This window comes from Pedobacter jeongneungensis, assembly GCF_039538295.1.
Classification (GTDB): Bacteria; Bacteroidota; Bacteroidia; order Sphingobacteriales; family Sphingobacteriaceae; genus Pedobacter; species Pedobacter jeongneungensis.
On sequence record NZ_BAABBY010000002.1, the window covers coordinates 75,875 to 90,803 of the forward strand.

Sequence of the window (14,929 nt, forward strand, 5' to 3'; positions counted from 1 at the left end):
GGAGATGAAAAGAAAGAACAGCTTTACCAAATGGGCATTCAATCTTCATGGATGGCTTGGTCTGATGGCCGGGCTGTTCTTTCTTTTTTATGGGATAACCGGCGCCATGCTCATGTTCCGTGGGGAACTGGACAAATATTTCAATCCCGAGCTACATCATATTACGCCTCAGGGGAAAAGGTTCGGGGCGGATGCGATTTATAGAAATCTGGTACGTTCTCATCCTAATCTTAAGAAAATTGTACTGCATGATTTTCCTGTTAACAAGTACGATAGCTATGAGTTTATGATTTACCTGAATCAGCAGCAAATCACTGAAAATTACCTTTATTATATCTGTGTAAATCCTTATTCGGGCGAGATATTGAAAGAAGGGAGTTATGCCGATCTTCAGCCTTCATTTTTTCGCTGGCTATATTCGCTGCATTACAGCCTGCAATTGGGGATGCCGGGTAAACTGTTTTCGGCGATAATCGGGTTAATTATGCTGCTTTCATTAATCACCGGAATAATTGTGTATCGGAAACATTTCTGGGATGCGCTTCGGTTTCGGGCAGGCCTTAATTTTAAAAATTCGAGGACGGCTATTTCCTCTTTGCACCGAATTATTGGCGTATGGGCCATGTTATTTACCGCATTACTGTTTTTTACGGGTTTTTGGATGAACAGGGAACATTTTAGCCCCGAAACATGGAAAATAAATCCACCGGTTAAAAATACTTTGGTAAAAGTGAATATCGATTCGCTTGTTGCTGCTTCGCAAAAACTGGTTAAGGGCTTTGAGCCCATTGCGGTAAATATCCCTACCACACCTGGAATTCCGGTACAGGTTCGCGGACACATGCCAAGCAGTGGAAATCTGCTTTATCGCGGCAAGGCGAGTGGGTTTTCTTTCGATCAGAACAACGGGAGATTACTAAAAACGAGTATCATCGAAAAACAGCCTTTCGCTGCACGGTTTGATGCCTGGATGTACCAGCTTCACATTGGTGCTTTTGGTGGTGTTTTACTCAAATTATTTTATGTATTGCTTGGTTTATTGCCGGGGTTTCTTTCTGTTACGGGTGCATTACTCTGGTTTAAGCGTAAAAGGAAGTTTAATATCTAACTTAAGTGGATCTATAGAATCTATACTAACAAACACCTGAAACAATCACATGGAAATCTTTTCGCCCTGCCAGCCAGTGGTTCGAAGAAATTGTTCCCAGTTCAGGCTATTCGGGTTTGTTAAGCGGCTCCATAACAAATCGCGGTCTTTACTGAAATAACCATAATCAACAGCATATTCTGCCATTCCGAGTATTTCGCGTACTAAAAGCTCGTTTGAACTAAATTCAGGAAAATAATCAAGAAAATCTGCCCGTGTAAAAGCAGAACTATATACAGCTTTTTTTCCGGTAACACTAATAAAAGTATCTACCATTTCCTGGGGGGAAATAATATCACCAATTACTGGTAAAGATTTGCCAGCATACTTGTCTGGATTTGATAAAATTTCTAAAACAGCAGGTCCTGTAGCAGTAAGCGGATCAACAAATGGGGCACGAAAATTTTTTGGCAAATATATCGGAAACACGAGTGTATCACCCTCAATCCTGGGCGTATAGAACTCCATTAAATTAGTGTAGAAAAAGGCCATGTAGATAAATGAACTTGTAACTGGAAGTGTGCGGATGTATTCTTCAATATTCGCCTTATCAGTAAAGTGGGGTGCAAATTTTTTGCCTCCCGTAATTTTATCTACATTTTCCAAACTGCTGAAAATAAGGTGTTTTACGCCTGCTTTAACTGCCGAGTCTGCCAGCTGTTTACCCAAATCAAACTCGTGCGTTTGTGGAGGTGCTATATTGGGTGTCATCATAAAAACAACATCTGAGCCACGGAACGCTTCTACAAAATCTTTCTCATATCCCAGATCAAGCGGTATACTGATCAGTTCGGCACCCTTTTCGATTAAATTCAGTGCCTCAGGCGAATCAATACGGCGGGTAATACCACGCACACGATAACGTCCACTATTTAATAGTGTACGGGCAACACTAATTCCCTGCTTACCCAAAACACCGGTGATCGTAATGAGTGGTTTATCTTTTTGTATTGATGCATTTTCTATTTTTAGATTGGATTTCATGATTAAAAAATTAAGCTATAAAAAGTATAGTTGCAAAACTATTTATAGTTACATAAATTTGCAATAACTATCCAATTGGATAGGCCTAAAGAATTAACGGTTATGAATATAGAATGTGAAAATGACTATATAAAAGTTAACGAAAAGTTATATCCCTGCACTGTCAGTTTAGCGATGGATCTGATCGGTGGAAAATGGAAAACCGTCATTTTGTATCATTTAAAAGATGCTGATAAACGCTATAACGAGCTCAGAAAAGAAATGCCTGGCGTAACTGAAAGAACACTGAGTTTGCAATTAAAGCAATTAGAGGAGGATGGCTTAATCTCAAGGAAGGTATATGGTGAAAAGCCGCCTATTAAAGTTATTTATGGCTTAACAGAATTTGGCAGATCGTGCATACCCTTACTCAACGCCATTCTTTTATGGGGCAACCACATCGCGGAACAAAAAGGAGAATTTATAAATACTCAGGCAGCGAATACCTGATTGAATGTGATTGATACATACTAACATGAGTGGTAATTGAAATAAAATTCATTCTTATTAGTTTAAAGGTAATCTTGTTAAAATTTTCTATCCTTAAAGTTACTTCCTCTTAATATTTTCTTAACCATTACGCAACTTTACCGGCATCTTATCGAAATACCTTCGCGTAAAAATAATTTTATGAAGAAGATCGTTTCGCTGATCGCCATACTTGGGCTTTCGGCAGGGTATTTATCGGCCCAGGAGAACCACGTAGTATTGATCAGTATAGATGGTTTACGTCCCGAATTTTATTTAGATCCGCAGTGGGGCATGGTCAACGTGCGCCAGGGCATGAACAAAGGATCTTACGCAGAAGGTGTGCGCGGGAGTTTTCCTACCGTAACTTATCCTTCGCATACTACTATTGTAAGTGGTGTATTGCCTGCAAAACATGGTATTTATTATAACACACCGGTTGAGCCTTTGGGTATTTCGGGCAAATGGTTCTGGTATTACAAAGATATTAAGGTACCTACCATCTGGACAGCTGCTAAAGATGCGGGTTTAACTACTGCAGGCGTGAGCTGGCCGGTTACTGTAGGCGCACCGATTAACTATAACCTGCCCGAATATGTAATCCTGCCACAGGGTAAAGGCGAAAAGAAAGACGAAATCAAAGCCATGTTACAGGAATCGAATCCGAAAGAACTTTTTCAGGAAGTTCAGGATAATGCCATTGGTAAATTTGGAGAATTTGGTGCTTCGATTGATTTTTTTACCAGCGATCAGAACAAATCAAGAATGGCCGCTTATATCCTGAAAAGGTATAAACCCGCTTTTTTAGCGTTGCATATTGCACTGCTTGATCATTTTGAACATGAGCAGGGTAGAGATGGTGATAAAGTACGATCAGCGATTGTTGGTGCTGATGTAGCCATTAAAACCATTATAGATGCGGCAGAAGCTGCCGGTATCAGTAAAAATACCACTTTCATCATTACAGGCGATCATGGTTTTGTAGATATCCATACCCAGGTTAACCTAAACGTAATGCTGGCTAAATTGGGCTTGTACAACGATACAAACAGAGAAAGCTGGAAAGCTTATTTCCAGCAGAGCGGCGGTTCTTCTTTCCTGCATCTGAGAGATCCAAAAGATAAAGCCACTTTAGAAAAAGTTAAACAGGCTTTAAACGAACTTCCTGAAGGTATTAAAAAAACTTTCCATGTACTGGATAAAGAAGCGTTAACCAAGGCACAGGGCGACCCGAATGCATTTATGGCACTGGCTGCCAACCAGGGTTTTAGTTTTGGCGCTGCGGCATCGGGCGAAATGCTTACCCCTGCCAGCGGTGGTACTCATGGCTATCTGCCTACTGATTTTAAAGAAATCCAGACTGGTTTTGTTGTTTTCGGTAAAGGAATTAAACAGGGTACTGTGCTTCCGTTAATGGGACAGGAGGATATTGCGCCTTTAATTGCAAAATTGTTAAACCTGAACCTTAAAACCGACGGCGTTTTATATCCGGGTTTGCTGGCTCCGGTTAAGAAATAAGATTTTCTCTTTTGTTTGTATCATCATTCGTCATTGCGAAGCGGCATTTTCAGCCGAGGAAGCAATCTTATAACAATCGCTACATAGCCTCCGTTTTAAGATTGCTTCGTACCTCGCAATGACGATTTTTCTTTCCCATCCTACATCTTCCATCATCCATTTTACATTTTTCCATTTTACATCCATTATTAATGTTAATTTTCGCCAATGGATGCGATTACAAATTTTCCAACGCTCGATATCAGCGAATTTTGGCCCAGCCAGGATGCAGGAAATAATTTATTGTACCACGAAATCATCGGGGAAAGAAACATCGAAAAGCCACATAAACACGATTTTTTTCTCTTTATGTTATTCGAAGAGGGGAGTGGCACGCACAGCATCGATTTTATCGATCATCAGGTTAAGGGCAGGCAGTTGCATTTATTGTTTCCTGAGCAGATCCATAAATGGGAATTACAGAAAAATACCCACGCGCATCAGTTGATGATTAGCAGAGGTATCTTCGAAACCCTGGCTAATTCTTTACGGTTTTCGTTAATTCTGTACCAGAATTATCCGGTTATCAAGTTAAGTGCCGCAGCCTATCAGGATATCTTATATGAGTTTAAACAGATTAAAAATGAACTTGCAAAGCCTGATATATTATGGGAAATTGTACAGTCCAGAACCAGGCTTATTGCCCTGATGATCAGTCGGAAAGCGGAAACTATTTTTAATAACCACACCGTTTACCAAACTAAACCCTTGCTTTTTAAATACCGATCGCTGATTGATGCCCATTATAAAGCAGAAAAGCTTGTAGCTTTTTATGCCGATGAATTGAATATTTCGGCAAATTACCTGAATATCCTCTGTAAAAGATATTTCAATGTATCCGCTACAGCACTTATTCACGAGAGATTGATCCTTGAGGCTAAACGGATCTTATTAACTACCGAAAAACCAATTAAAGTAATCGCTTTCGATCTCGGCTTTTATGATGTAGCCTATTTTTCCAGATTCTTTAAAAAACATACGCAGATTACACCACATGCTTTTCGTGAACAGTGATGAATAAAGCTGTAAATTATACTCCATTATTGAAAAATTTGAATCAATAGTTATAAATGATACAATTTTTGAAATAAATCTTACTACTAAAAAAACTGACAGTGTTTTACATTTGTGAAAGAAAACCCTGTTACGATGAATCCACAACCGATCTCCCGAAAAGATTTTATCAGAAGCTCTTCTATTTTGCTTGCAAGCACCTGTATTCCTTCAACAGCGGTAACAAAGGCAAATGAAATGATAATGGAAAATTTTGCAGATAAAACGCTTACCTTAAAAAATGTAAGGCTCGAAACCGGATTTGACTATGATGGCGATGAAGTAATCCATACCAAAACCGAACTCTTTACGGTAGAAATCGAAAAAGGGAAGATCAAAAATGTACTGCCTAATCAACCCAAAGTAAAAGCGATTGATGCTAAAGGGTTATTGATGCTTCCGGCTTTCAGGGACATGCATATCCACCTCGATAAAACCTATTATGGTTTACCGTGGCAGGCTCATTTAAAAAAGAACAAATCGGTAAAGGATATGATTGCTTTTGAGCAACAGGTAATTCCTGAATTATTAAAAACTTCCATTCCGCGTACAGAAAAACTAATCGGCTTGCTTCAGTCGTACGGAACCAGTTATGCACGGTCGCACGTAAATATCGATCCTACTTCTCAACTCGATTCTTTAAAACATTTACAAACTGCCTTAGAAAATAAAAATGAATCTTTCGGCGCTGAGCTGGTGGCTTTCCCTCAACATGGGATTTATTACACCAAATCTGCTGATTTATTAAAAGAAGCAGCCAAAATGGACATCGATTTTATCGGCGGACTCGATCCGACTTCTATTGATGGGGATATCGAAAAACACATGGATTTTGTGATTCAGCTAGCCCTTGATAATGGAAAAGGCATTGATATCCACCTTCACGAATCAGGCGAATCCGGAATTAAAACCATCGAATACCTGATTAATAAAGTAAACGAGAACCCGGTTTTGAAAGGGAAAACTTATGTAAGTCATGCTTTTTCCTTGAGATTCCTCGATAAAACCAAAACCGAAGAAATAGCCGAAAAATTAGGTGCTGCAAAAGTAGGTATTGCATCAACCATTCCACTTTCGGGCAGTCCGATGCCCATTCCCACGCTTTACAAATATGGTGTAGAAGTACTTGCAGGTAACGATTGCATTGTTGACCATTGGAATACTTTTGGCACGGGCAGCATTTTGCAAAAAGCGAACGTTGCTGCCCAGATTTACGGTTACCGTACCGAATTTGAACTTTCGAGGATATTAAAACTGGCCACAGGTAACATTCTTCCTTTGGATGATAAAGGAAAGAGGCAATGGCCTGCAGCTGGCGATCAGGCCAATGTGGTGCTGGTTGATGCGAGCTGCTCAGCCGAAGCTGTTTCGAGGGTATCGCCTGTTAAATCATTAATCCACGAGGGTAACCTGGTTTTCTGACCGAATAATTGGTTCATAATTTGCTAACTTAAATTATGATTAATGTTAGTCCCGAATTACAGCAAGAAGCACAATTACTTATCGCCAATAACCAGAAAATATTGGCAGTAAAATTAATTATCGATCATACCCGCTGCGGTTTAAAAGAAGCCAAAGATTATATAGACGGTTTACAGGCTGGTTTTCAGAAACCTTTATCAAATCCTGTTCATCTGGATGAACAGGTGTTGGCTATTTTAAGTCAGGGTAATAAGCTGGCGGCTATTAAACATTATAAAGATGCCACAGGTTTAGGCCTGGCAGAAAGTAAAGATTATGTGGAAAAGCTGATGCAATACAAGGTTAGCGGCAATATTGCACAGCAAAGCAGGGATACCGATATTCAAAATCTTATTTCCAACAGTACCATCAACAGCCAAAATCCCCTCAAAAGATTTTTAATCAAATTGTTGATTATTTTGCTTGTGGCGATAGCTTTAACTTATCTCATGTTCAAAATTTAACTTGGGCAGATTGCAATATTTCTGATAGAATGAAAATGTGGCGTTCAAAAGTCTTATCTTGATTTTACACACAAATAAATCTTTAGAATATGAGAATTACATTGGACACCAAATCCCTTTTATTGGGGTTTTTAGGCGCTGGCTTAATGTTTACCGCCATCAGTTTTAAAAACGAACAAAGCCCTTTTATCGGGAAATATCGTACAGAAGTAAATGCCAATAATATGGTGGTTATCCTGGATAGCGAAACCGGGAATTACATCATTGCGCCACCTATACAACAAAGTGGAAAAACGACCTGGATAAAAGGAGAGTTTAATAAAACTTTTAGTGCTGCTATTGATAACAAAAAGGAATCAAAGTAATAGAAATTGTTAACCAGGCAGGTCGTCATTTCAAGCGGAGTGCAACGTAGAAATCTACCTCAAAATAGATCTCTCCATTCCACTGCGTTTCAGTCGAGATGACGACTTTTCTATTGGATTCTGTCAATGGTAGTGCAGAGGAGTCGAGAAATCTACCTCAAAATAGATCTCTCCATTCCACTGCGTTTCAGTCGGGATGACGATTTTTCTATTGGATTCTATCAATGGTGGTGCAGAGGAGTCGAGAAATCTATTAAGATAGATCTCTCCATTCCACTGCGTTTCAGTCGGGATGACGATTTTTCTATTGGATTTTGTCAATGGTAGTGCAACGAAGGGTCTTTTATCAGTAACTTTACTATTCATAAAAGATTCTTCACTGCGTTCAGAATGACAGCAGGTTACGCCCTTTGCATTTTCCCTCAGTATTCTTTGGGGTTAATAAACATGTATGGAGTCGAAAGACTACTTTACACTTACCCTTTCCACAATAGGCTTACCAGTTGCTTCATCAGTTCCCTCTATCTCGGCATATTTTACATTCGGGAGCCAGAAACTTCCGCCCTGTATCCTTATAAACAAGCGGTTAACTTTTATTGTATGGTTATTAATCGTTACCCAAGCATGATAACTTTTATCAGCGGAGCGTTGCAGATAAAAGGGTAGCTTTTTATGCGATACAAAGCGAAATTCGTATTTATCGCCTCCTAATGCTTTTGTATCAATACCATAGGCAAATTTTCGCTGGATATAACCAAGATCTTTCTTTTGCCCTTTCTCTCCATAACGGATCCAGTATACCTGGATGGGCGAATCGGCATCAACATTGCCGTTTTCTTTCAGATTTAAAGCATAAATAAGCGTATTTGTGTTCGGATCGCGCTGAAGATAGAACAGCATGTGATCTACATTTTTAGGCGTAGGAAAATTAATGGGAGAGGGGTCTTTTGTTTGTGCCCTGGATTGGGTTGTGAAAAGAAAAAGGCTTAAAACGGTTAAAAATAAGTTTTTGGTCGATATTGAAAATGGCGGTGGTATTAAATGCATTTCAGGATTTTTATATGAATGAGCCGTTTATTTGTGCTCAGGTGTCTGTTTTTTCTTGATTTTCCTTTGGAGTTTCTTCTTCGCTTTCTTTTAACTGTTCATTATAAAGCCGGTCTGATTCGGCCCTGCAATGTTCATAGTCGTTTAACTTTTCGCAGGATGTATTTCCATGGATTTCAAAAAAATCCCTGATTGATGGGTAATCAAAATGAACTGACATTTCTTAAAATTTAGGTTACCAATTTCAGAAAGAGGGGATAGCCGTTAGTCATTCGTCGAAAATAACCACATTGGCTATTTTCAAACTCATCTTTTCTGCTACCTGCAGATGGAATTAGCACCTTGTTAAAAACAGGTTGCTAAGACATCAAAGGGCCATTCCCTCCGTCTTTCTTGATAAGTATTTATATAATTTCAGACGTCATGGACGGAATCGAACCGCCGTACTAGGTTTTGCAGACCTTTACCTCGCCACTCGGCCACATGACTATGTGTTCTTTTTCGATTAGCTTATTATCTGCTTTTCGTATAAGACAGAACAAAGGTAAAAATTAATTCTATAAATTCTATAGAAATAGTAGCTTTTTTTTAATTTGTTTTTTCGGCTGTCATCCTGAGTGCAACGAAGGATCTTTTTAATGGATGATGGAAAATGGATGATGGAATATCCAGGCGATACATTCTTTGTGTTTACTTCCTTCAAATTATCGTCATTTCGAGCGTAGGGGAGAACCCGAAGGCTCTGCGAAGCAAAATCTATCTCGAGGTAGATCTCTCCGTTTCACTGCGTTCCAGTCGAGATGACGAAGCGATATGCTCTCCCTCCATGCTCTCTCCCCAGCGCTCTTTGCTAAAAAAATAAATTATTCTACTGTAAATCAATTGATTATAAATAAAGTCTATAAAATCTATAGGAATACTTGTGTAAATTGTTCAAAGTTTATACTTTTACAAAAAATTAAAACAGTTCACCAGCAAATCTACGTTCGATATGAAACTCCGCAGACAACCTCAGCCATATTCTCTGATCCATTTTTCAGGTCAGTATAACTGCTGTTGCCGCTAATATAAGCTAAGATACGGATCACCTGATAAAGGTTTTCATTCAGATATTCTCATTTAAAAATCCTGGTACCCCGGGGCATTTTGATAGAATATTATGGTGGTCATGTATTTCAGTCAATAAGTTGCCGGGGTATCAGGAACAGCCAAAACTAATCACCACCACTAGTTTAGGTTATTACTCTAATTAATTCACCACCATTAATTAGTTGATTTATACAGAAGAAGGGAGAGTCAGTACTCGTTGAACTTCTAGCAACTTTCCATAGGAAAAAGTGCTCAAACTGATCTAGCAATAGATTATAAATTAACCGGTAACAAGTAAACACATCGTTTCCCGTTAAAGATCATGATGCAATAACAGCTGTTAAACAGCCTGTAGCTTTGCTGTATGGTTTTCCGTGCGAATCATTGTGCCTTGTTATCAAAAACTCTAAAACGATAGTGTTTAACTAATAATGATGATTATGAAAACGAGAATTACCTCAAAAATTGCATGCCTAACCACCTCAGTATTGCTACTGGGAGGCATTGCATCAGCCAGGGTGGCAAAACCGTTCCCTAAAGAAGGGATCTGGAGGGGAGAGTTTAGTGTAAGCGAATCAAAAGTGCCTTTTAACTTCCAGTTAAAAGGAAAAACACCAAAAACAGCCATTTTAACACTCATTAATGGCTCCAGACGCGATGATTTTCACGTAGAACGACTCGGCGACGATTCGATTTACGTAAAAATGAACACTTATGATGCGGCGCTGGTAGCGAAGATCGAAACTGATGGTACCTTATCTGGCGAATACCGCAGTCTGGTACCCGGTTTCAGGGGCAATTCTTTGCCATTTGTTGCCGAACATGGCAAAAGTTACCGCTTTGTAGAACCGGGTAAAGATGTAGCTCCAAAACACAACATTACTGGTAAGTGGGAAATTAAAACCTATACCAAAGAAGCTGTACCGGCCTCAATTGCTTTGTTAAAACAGAACGGCAACAAACTTACCGGTGTAATTATGACCGTTGTAGGCGATACCCGCGAGCTCGAAGGTACCGTACAGGGCGATGAGTTTGAATTGTCGGGTTTTACCGGGCCGAGTCCTTTTATTGTGAAGGGAAAAATCAACGATGATAACAGCATTACCGGCGAACAGGGTTTTGGAATTTACAAAAACCTGAAATTTGATGGTCAGCGTAACGAAAAAGCCGAACTTCCTGATCCTTATAAACTTACTTTCCTTAAAGAAGGTTACAGCAAACTTGATTTTACCTTCCCTGATCTGAGCGGGAAAAATGTTTCTTTAAGTGATGATAAATACAAAGGTAAGGTAGTGATTATCGAAACCATTGGTACCTGGTGCCCGAATTGTACCGATCAAACGGTATTCCTTTCACCATGGTTTAAAAAGAACCAAAAACGCGGTGTAGAAGCTATTGCTATTGGTTTTGAGCAGAAAGATGACCTGGAATATGCCAAATATACCTTAGGCAAGCTGAAAGAAAAATATGGTATCACTTACGATATCCTCTTTGGAGGCATTGCCGATAAAAAAGTAGTGACCGAAAAATTGCCTGCGCTAAATAAATTCATTGCTTTCCCAACTACGATTATTATCGATAGAAAAGGAAATGTAAGGGAAATCTACACCGGTTATACCGGAACCGTAACCGGAAAATACTTTAACGATTACGAAGCCAAATTCAATAAAGTGTTAGACGAGCTGATTGCTGAACCAGTACCCGAAAAGTTCGCCTCTACCGAAACATTAAAAAGTAAATAAAACCAAACCAACTATATTAAATATTGGGCTGTATATAAAGATTTGTTAATAGTATGATTGACAGAGAAGTTTCCTGGTTATTGAATGGACGCAAAACGTCGTCATTGCGAGGAGGCTTTTTCAGCCGAGGAAGCAATCTTACAACGATCGCTAAAAGTGTGCGCTTTAAGATTGCTTCGTGCCTCGCATTGACGGACTTTTTTATTCTGCCAAAGTAACTCGTCCAAGAATACGTCAAAAAATTGAGATACAGCCCATATTTTAACCTACACCTAAAATTATAAAAGATGAAAAATTACTATGCTAAAATGCAGGTGCTGGCTTTGGCATCCCTCATTTCTACTGCAGCTTTTGCTGTAAATAAGGTAGACGAAGAGCCAAAAGTGGCCAAAAAATTTATAAAAGAAGGAATATGGCGAGGCGTATTCAAGGTTGCTGAAACCGAAGTACCGTTTAATTTCGAACTCAAAGGAAAAGATGCCGAGCATGCTACCTTCACTTTATTAAACGGAACACGCAGAGATGATTTCCACATCAAATATTTAGGTCAGGATTCTTTGTTCATCAAAATGAATACCTACGATGCTGCTTTGGTAGCCAAAATAGAAAGCGATGGCAGGATTTCTGGCGAATATAAAAGCTTAGTGCCGGGTTTACAGGGCAATGCTTTGCCTTTCACTGCAGAGCAGGGCAAATCGTACCGCTTTGTTGAACCTGGTAAAGATGTAGCACCTACCGCAAATTTAACCGGTAAATGGGAATTTAAAGGATTTTCTAAAGAAGCTGTCCCAAATAAAGTAGCCATACTGAAACAGGAAGGCAATAAACTTACCGGCGTAATTATGCAGGTAACAGGCGATAGCCGCGAGCTCGAAGGTACCGTACAGGGAAACCAGTTTGTGCTTTCAGGCTTCAGCGGCCCGAGCCCGAAAATATATAAAGGTACCATTAACGAAGATGGCACACTTTCTGGCGAAATCAGTCAGGGGATTTACGATAACTTAAAGTTTACAGGTGTAAAAGATAGTCAGGCAGAATTGCCCGATCCCTACAAATTAACACACTTAAAAGAGGGCGTTAAAAAACTTGCTTTTACTTTTCCAGACCTCAACGGCAAACCGGTTTCCTTAACCGACGATAAATATAAAGGTAAAGTGGTGATTGTAGAACTGGTAGGTACCTGGTGCCCTAACTGTACCGATCAAACCGTATTTCTTTCGCCCTGGTTCAATAAAAATAGCAAAAGGGGTGTAGAGGCTATTGCTATCGGTTTCGAACAGAAAGACGACCTGGAATATGGAAAATATACCCTGGGTAAACTCCGCGATAAATACAATATCAAATATGATATCCTGTTTGGCGGATTAGCTGATAAACGTTTGGTTGCAGATAAACTGCCAGCTTTAAACAAATTTATCGCTTACCCTACCACCATTATTATCGACCGTAAAGGAGAAGTACGCGAAATCTACACCGGATACACCGGAACCGTTACCGGAAAATATTACGATGATTACGAGAAAAAATTCAATAAAGTGCTGGACGAATTAATTGCAGAACCAGTACCGTCGGCAGCCTATTTTGAGGCGCAGGCAAATGGAAAATAGATACCACCTAAACTAAAAACCAAAATATAATGTTACAGTACAAAACGATTGCACTTATTGCTACCACCATCGTAGCTGGATCTTTAACCGCTTTAAACGGACCAAAACCCAAAGTTAAAGCACATACCGAAACTTCGGTAAGTAAACTGGTAAACTATAAAGTAAATGCCGAACAGAGTAAATTAACCTGGCTGGCTAAAAAAGTAACCGGCGAACATTCGGGAACCATCAATGTTACTTCGGGATCTTTGGCCCTCGATAATAAAGTGCTAAAAGGCGGAAGTTTTGAATTGGATACCAAAACCATTGCGGTAACCGATTTAACGGATAAAGAAACCAATGCAAAACTATTGGGCCACTTAAAAAGTGCTGATTTTTTTGCCGTTGATAAGTTTGATAAAGCCACTTTCAATATCACTTCGGCCAAAAGTACAGGTGCAGGAACTTATGATGTAAAAGGAAAACTCACCATTAAAGGCATTACGAACGAAATCAGTTTCCCGGCTACGGTTAAGCAAGATGGCAACAAAGTAACTGCCAATGCAAAAATTATTATCGACAGAACAAAGTATGATATCAAATTCAGATCAAAAAGTTTTTTTGAAAACCTTGGCGACAAAACCATTTATGATGATTTTGAGCTGAATGTACAGCTTGTTGCCAATAATTAAAAAATCTCTTGTTAAGGTTAGTGGAGTGTGGGAGGATGTTTGTTCTCCCTGCCTCTGGCTAAATGATTTCCAAAAAAGTACCGTCATTTCGAGCGAAGTGCAACGTAGCCGAGAAATCTATCTCGAGGTAGATCTCTCCATTTCACTGCGTTTCAGTCGAGATGACGACCCTTTTTATAGAGTCTGTCAATGGTAGGACAGCAGAATCTGATATTACCCAAATAAACCAATGAAAAGAAGCAAATTCATAATCCCCCTAAGTCTTATCACCTTAGTGATACTGATGGCCGGTTTTGGTGCCGATGATCCCACAGTAATCAACAGCAGGGAGCGTTTGGGCGAAAAATTGTTTTTTGATCCGATTCTTTCCAAAGATAAAAGCATCAGCTGCGCTTCGTGCCATAAACCCGAATTTGCTTTTGCCGATACCGCAAAGGTGAGTTTGGGCGTTGGCGGAACTAAGGGAACGCGAAATTCTCCATCGGTAACCAACCTTTCGGGCCGGCCGAATCTTTTTTGGGATGGCAGGGCAGCCTCTCTCGAAGATCAGGCTTTGCAACCCATCATCAATCCGGTTGAAATGAACCTGCCCATTGCTGATGCCATCGATAGGTTACAGAAAGACAAAGAATATGCAGCGCTTTTTCAAAAGATTTTTAATGCACCGCCCACACAAAAGAATTTACTGCTGGCCATTGCTTCTTTCGAACGGACTTTAGAAACCGCAAATAGTCCTTATGATCGTTACATCAATGGTGATGATAAAGCCATATCCGAAAATGCCAAACGTGGCAGAATGTTATTTATCGGAAAAGCCAACTGTAACAACTGTCATTCGGGTGAAGATTTTACTGCCGATCGTTTTAAAGGCATAGGATTATTTAACGATGAAGAGTTGAAAGACCAGGGTAGATTCGATGTAACCGGTAATCCAGAACATAAAGGACATTTTAAAATCCCGGGTTTAAGAAATGTTGGCCTAACGGCCCCATACATGCATAACGGGATGTTTAAAACACTAAAAGAAGTGATCCAGTATTACAATAACCCAGATGCAGTAATTAAAAATGGCAAAAACAGGGATCTTTCCCTAAATAAACCATTGGGACTAAGTGAAACTGAAATAAACGATATTGAAGCTTTTTTACTGTCGCTAACCGACGACAGATTTCAAAAAACCAAACCATAAAACAGGCCAATAGCCAAAATCCGAAAAATCAATTTTAAAACATTTT

At 39.5% G+C, this 14,929-nt stretch carries 14 protein-coding genes, 1 tRNA gene and 2 riboswitches; of the genes, 11 read left to right on the plus strand and 4 right to left on the minus strand.

Translation table 11 applies throughout. The features are described 5' to 3' along the window. The first annotated feature begins 4 nt into the window (after positions 1-4). On the plus strand, positions 5-1,108 hold the full coding sequence (locus ABD769_RS04110; RefSeq protein WP_344849680.1) for a PepSY-associated TM helix domain-containing protein: 1,104 nt from the start codon (positions 5-7) through the stop codon (positions 1,106-1,108). A 45-nt stretch (positions 1,109-1,153) separates the two neighbouring features. Here the strand turns inward: ABD769_RS04110 and ABD769_RS04115 are convergent, their stop codons facing one another. After that, the gene (locus ABD769_RS04115) at positions 1,154-2,131 is read right to left on the minus strand and encodes an NmrA/HSCARG family protein (RefSeq protein WP_344849681.1); all 978 of its coding nucleotides are present in this window, start codon (positions 2,129-2,131) and stop codon (positions 1,154-1,156) included. Positions 2,132-2,206: 75 nt separating this feature from the next. Here ABD769_RS04115 and ABD769_RS04120 point away from each other — a divergent pair, with 75 nt between their 5' ends. From ABD769_RS04120 to ABD769_RS04145, 6 genes are all read left to right on the plus strand, one after another. Continuing rightward, complete coding sequence (locus tag ABD769_RS04120) at positions 2,207-2,620, plus strand: winged helix-turn-helix transcriptional regulator (protein ID WP_344849682.1); 414 nt, start codon at positions 2,207-2,209, stop codon at positions 2,618-2,620. A 180-nt stretch (positions 2,621-2,800) separates the two neighbouring features. Continuing rightward, complete coding sequence (locus ABD769_RS04125) at positions 2,801-4,156, plus strand: alkaline phosphatase family protein (protein ID WP_344849683.1); 1,356 nt, start codon at positions 2,801-2,803, stop codon at positions 4,154-4,156. A 207-nt stretch (positions 4,157-4,363) separates the two neighbouring features. Continuing rightward, entirely contained in the window at positions 4,364-5,209 is an 846-nt protein-coding gene (locus ABD769_RS04130; protein ID WP_344849684.1) for a helix-turn-helix domain-containing protein, read from the plus strand. A gap of 135 nt (positions 5,210-5,344) precedes the next feature. Further along, entirely contained in the window at positions 5,345-6,670 is a 1,326-nt protein-coding gene (locus ABD769_RS04135) for an amidohydrolase (RefSeq protein WP_344849686.1), read from the plus strand. A gap of 35 nt (positions 6,671-6,705) precedes the next feature. Next, positions 6,706-7,173: a hypothetical protein gene (locus ABD769_RS04140; protein ID WP_344849688.1), complete on the plus strand. Its 468-nt coding sequence runs from the start codon at positions 6,706-6,708 to the stop codon at positions 7,171-7,173. A gap of 89 nt (positions 7,174-7,262) precedes the next feature. Further along, positions 7,263-7,538, plus strand: a complete 276-nt coding sequence (locus ABD769_RS04145) for a hypothetical protein (protein ID WP_344849690.1) — start codon at positions 7,263-7,265, stop codon at positions 7,536-7,538. A gap of 465 nt (positions 7,539-8,003) precedes the next feature. Here ABD769_RS04145 and ABD769_RS04150 read toward each other — a convergent pair whose 3' ends face one another. The 3 genes from ABD769_RS04150 to ABD769_RS04160 all read right to left on the minus strand — a co-directional run bounded on the left by ABD769_RS04150 (position 8,004) and on the right by ABD769_RS04160 (position 9,074). Further along, positions 8,004-8,585 carry a DUF4833 domain-containing protein gene (locus ABD769_RS04150; RefSeq protein WP_344849692.1) on the minus strand — a complete coding sequence of 194 codons (582 nt, stop codon included), beginning with the start codon at positions 8,583-8,585 and terminating at the stop codon, positions 8,004-8,006. A gap of 37 nt (positions 8,586-8,622) precedes the next feature. Next, the gene (locus ABD769_RS04155; RefSeq protein ID WP_344849694.1) at positions 8,623-8,805 is read right to left on the minus strand and encodes a hypothetical protein; all 183 of its coding nucleotides are present in this window, start codon (positions 8,803-8,805) and stop codon (positions 8,623-8,625) included. An 83-nt stretch (positions 8,806-8,888) separates the two neighbouring features. Continuing rightward, positions 8,889-8,988: riboswitch (SAM riboswitch) on the minus strand. Positions 8,989-9,003: 15 nt separating this feature from the next. Further along, positions 9,004-9,074 (minus strand) — tRNA-Cys (locus tag ABD769_RS04160). Between the two features lie 784 nt (positions 9,075-9,858). Next, a riboswitch (SAM riboswitch) is annotated at positions 9,859-9,956 on the plus strand. Positions 9,957-10,114: 158 nt separating this feature from the next. Here ABD769_RS04160 and ABD769_RS04165 point away from each other — a divergent pair. The 4 genes from ABD769_RS04165 (at position 10,115) to ABD769_RS04180 (ending at position 14,883) form a co-directional block, all read left to right on the plus strand. Continuing rightward, positions 10,115-11,416: a peroxiredoxin family protein gene (locus ABD769_RS04165; RefSeq protein ID WP_344849695.1), complete on the plus strand. Its 1,302-nt coding sequence runs from the start codon at positions 10,115-10,117 to the stop codon at positions 11,414-11,416. Positions 11,417-11,703: 287 nt separating this feature from the next. Further along, complete coding sequence (locus tag ABD769_RS04170) at positions 11,704-13,023, plus strand: peroxiredoxin family protein (RefSeq protein ID WP_344849697.1); 1,320 nt, start codon at positions 11,704-11,706, stop codon at positions 13,021-13,023. Positions 13,024-13,052: 29 nt separating this feature from the next. Next, positions 13,053-13,694, plus strand: a complete 642-nt coding sequence (locus tag ABD769_RS04175; protein ID WP_344849699.1) for a YceI family protein — start codon at positions 13,053-13,055, stop codon at positions 13,692-13,694. A 229-nt stretch (positions 13,695-13,923) separates the two neighbouring features. After that, positions 13,924-14,883 carry a cytochrome-c peroxidase gene (locus tag ABD769_RS04180; protein WP_344849700.1) on the plus strand — a complete coding sequence of 320 codons (960 nt, stop codon included), beginning with the start codon at positions 13,924-13,926 and terminating at the stop codon, positions 14,881-14,883. Positions 14,884-14,929: the final 46 nt, after the last annotated feature.

What these genes read in the sequence shown, in the direction of transcription:
- ABD769_RS04110 (WP_344849680.1), top strand. Translation starts at nt 5, where the DNA reads ATGAAAAGAAAGAACAGCTTTACCAAATGGGCATTCAATCTTCATGGA.
- ABD769_RS04115 (WP_344849681.1), bottom strand. Translation starts at nt 2,131, where the DNA reads ATGAAATCCAATCTAAAAATAGAAAATGCATCAATACAAAAAGATAAA.
- ABD769_RS04125 (WP_344849683.1), top strand. Translation starts at nt 2,801, where the DNA reads ATGAAGAAGATCGTTTCGCTGATCGCCATACTTGGGCTTTCGGCAGGG.
- ABD769_RS04130 (WP_344849684.1), top strand. Translation starts at nt 4,364, where the DNA reads ATGGATGCGATTACAAATTTTCCAACGCTCGATATCAGCGAATTTTGG.
- ABD769_RS04135 (WP_344849686.1), top strand. Translation starts at nt 5,345, where the DNA reads ATGAATCCACAACCGATCTCCCGAAAAGATTTTATCAGAAGCTCTTCT.
- ABD769_RS04140 (WP_344849688.1), top strand. Translation starts at nt 6,706, where the DNA reads ATGATTAATGTTAGTCCCGAATTACAGCAAGAAGCACAATTACTTATC.
- ABD769_RS04145 (WP_344849690.1), top strand. Translation starts at nt 7,263, where the DNA reads ATGAGAATTACATTGGACACCAAATCCCTTTTATTGGGGTTTTTAGGC.
- ABD769_RS04150 (WP_344849692.1), bottom strand. Translation starts at nt 8,585, where the DNA reads ATGCATTTAATACCACCGCCATTTTCAATATCGACCAAAAACTTATTT.
- ABD769_RS04155 (WP_344849694.1), bottom strand. Translation starts at nt 8,805, where the DNA reads ATGTCAGTTCATTTTGATTACCCATCAATCAGGGATTTTTTTGAAATC.
- ABD769_RS04165 (WP_344849695.1), top strand. Translation starts at nt 10,115, where the DNA reads ATGAAAACGAGAATTACCTCAAAAATTGCATGCCTAACCACCTCAGTA.
- ABD769_RS04170 (WP_344849697.1), top strand. Translation starts at nt 11,704, where the DNA reads ATGAAAAATTACTATGCTAAAATGCAGGTGCTGGCTTTGGCATCCCTC.
- ABD769_RS04175 (WP_344849699.1), top strand. Translation starts at nt 13,053, where the DNA reads ATGTTACAGTACAAAACGATTGCACTTATTGCTACCACCATCGTAGCT.
- ABD769_RS04180 (WP_344849700.1), top strand. Translation starts at nt 13,924, where the DNA reads ATGAAAAGAAGCAAATTCATAATCCCCCTAAGTCTTATCACCTTAGTG.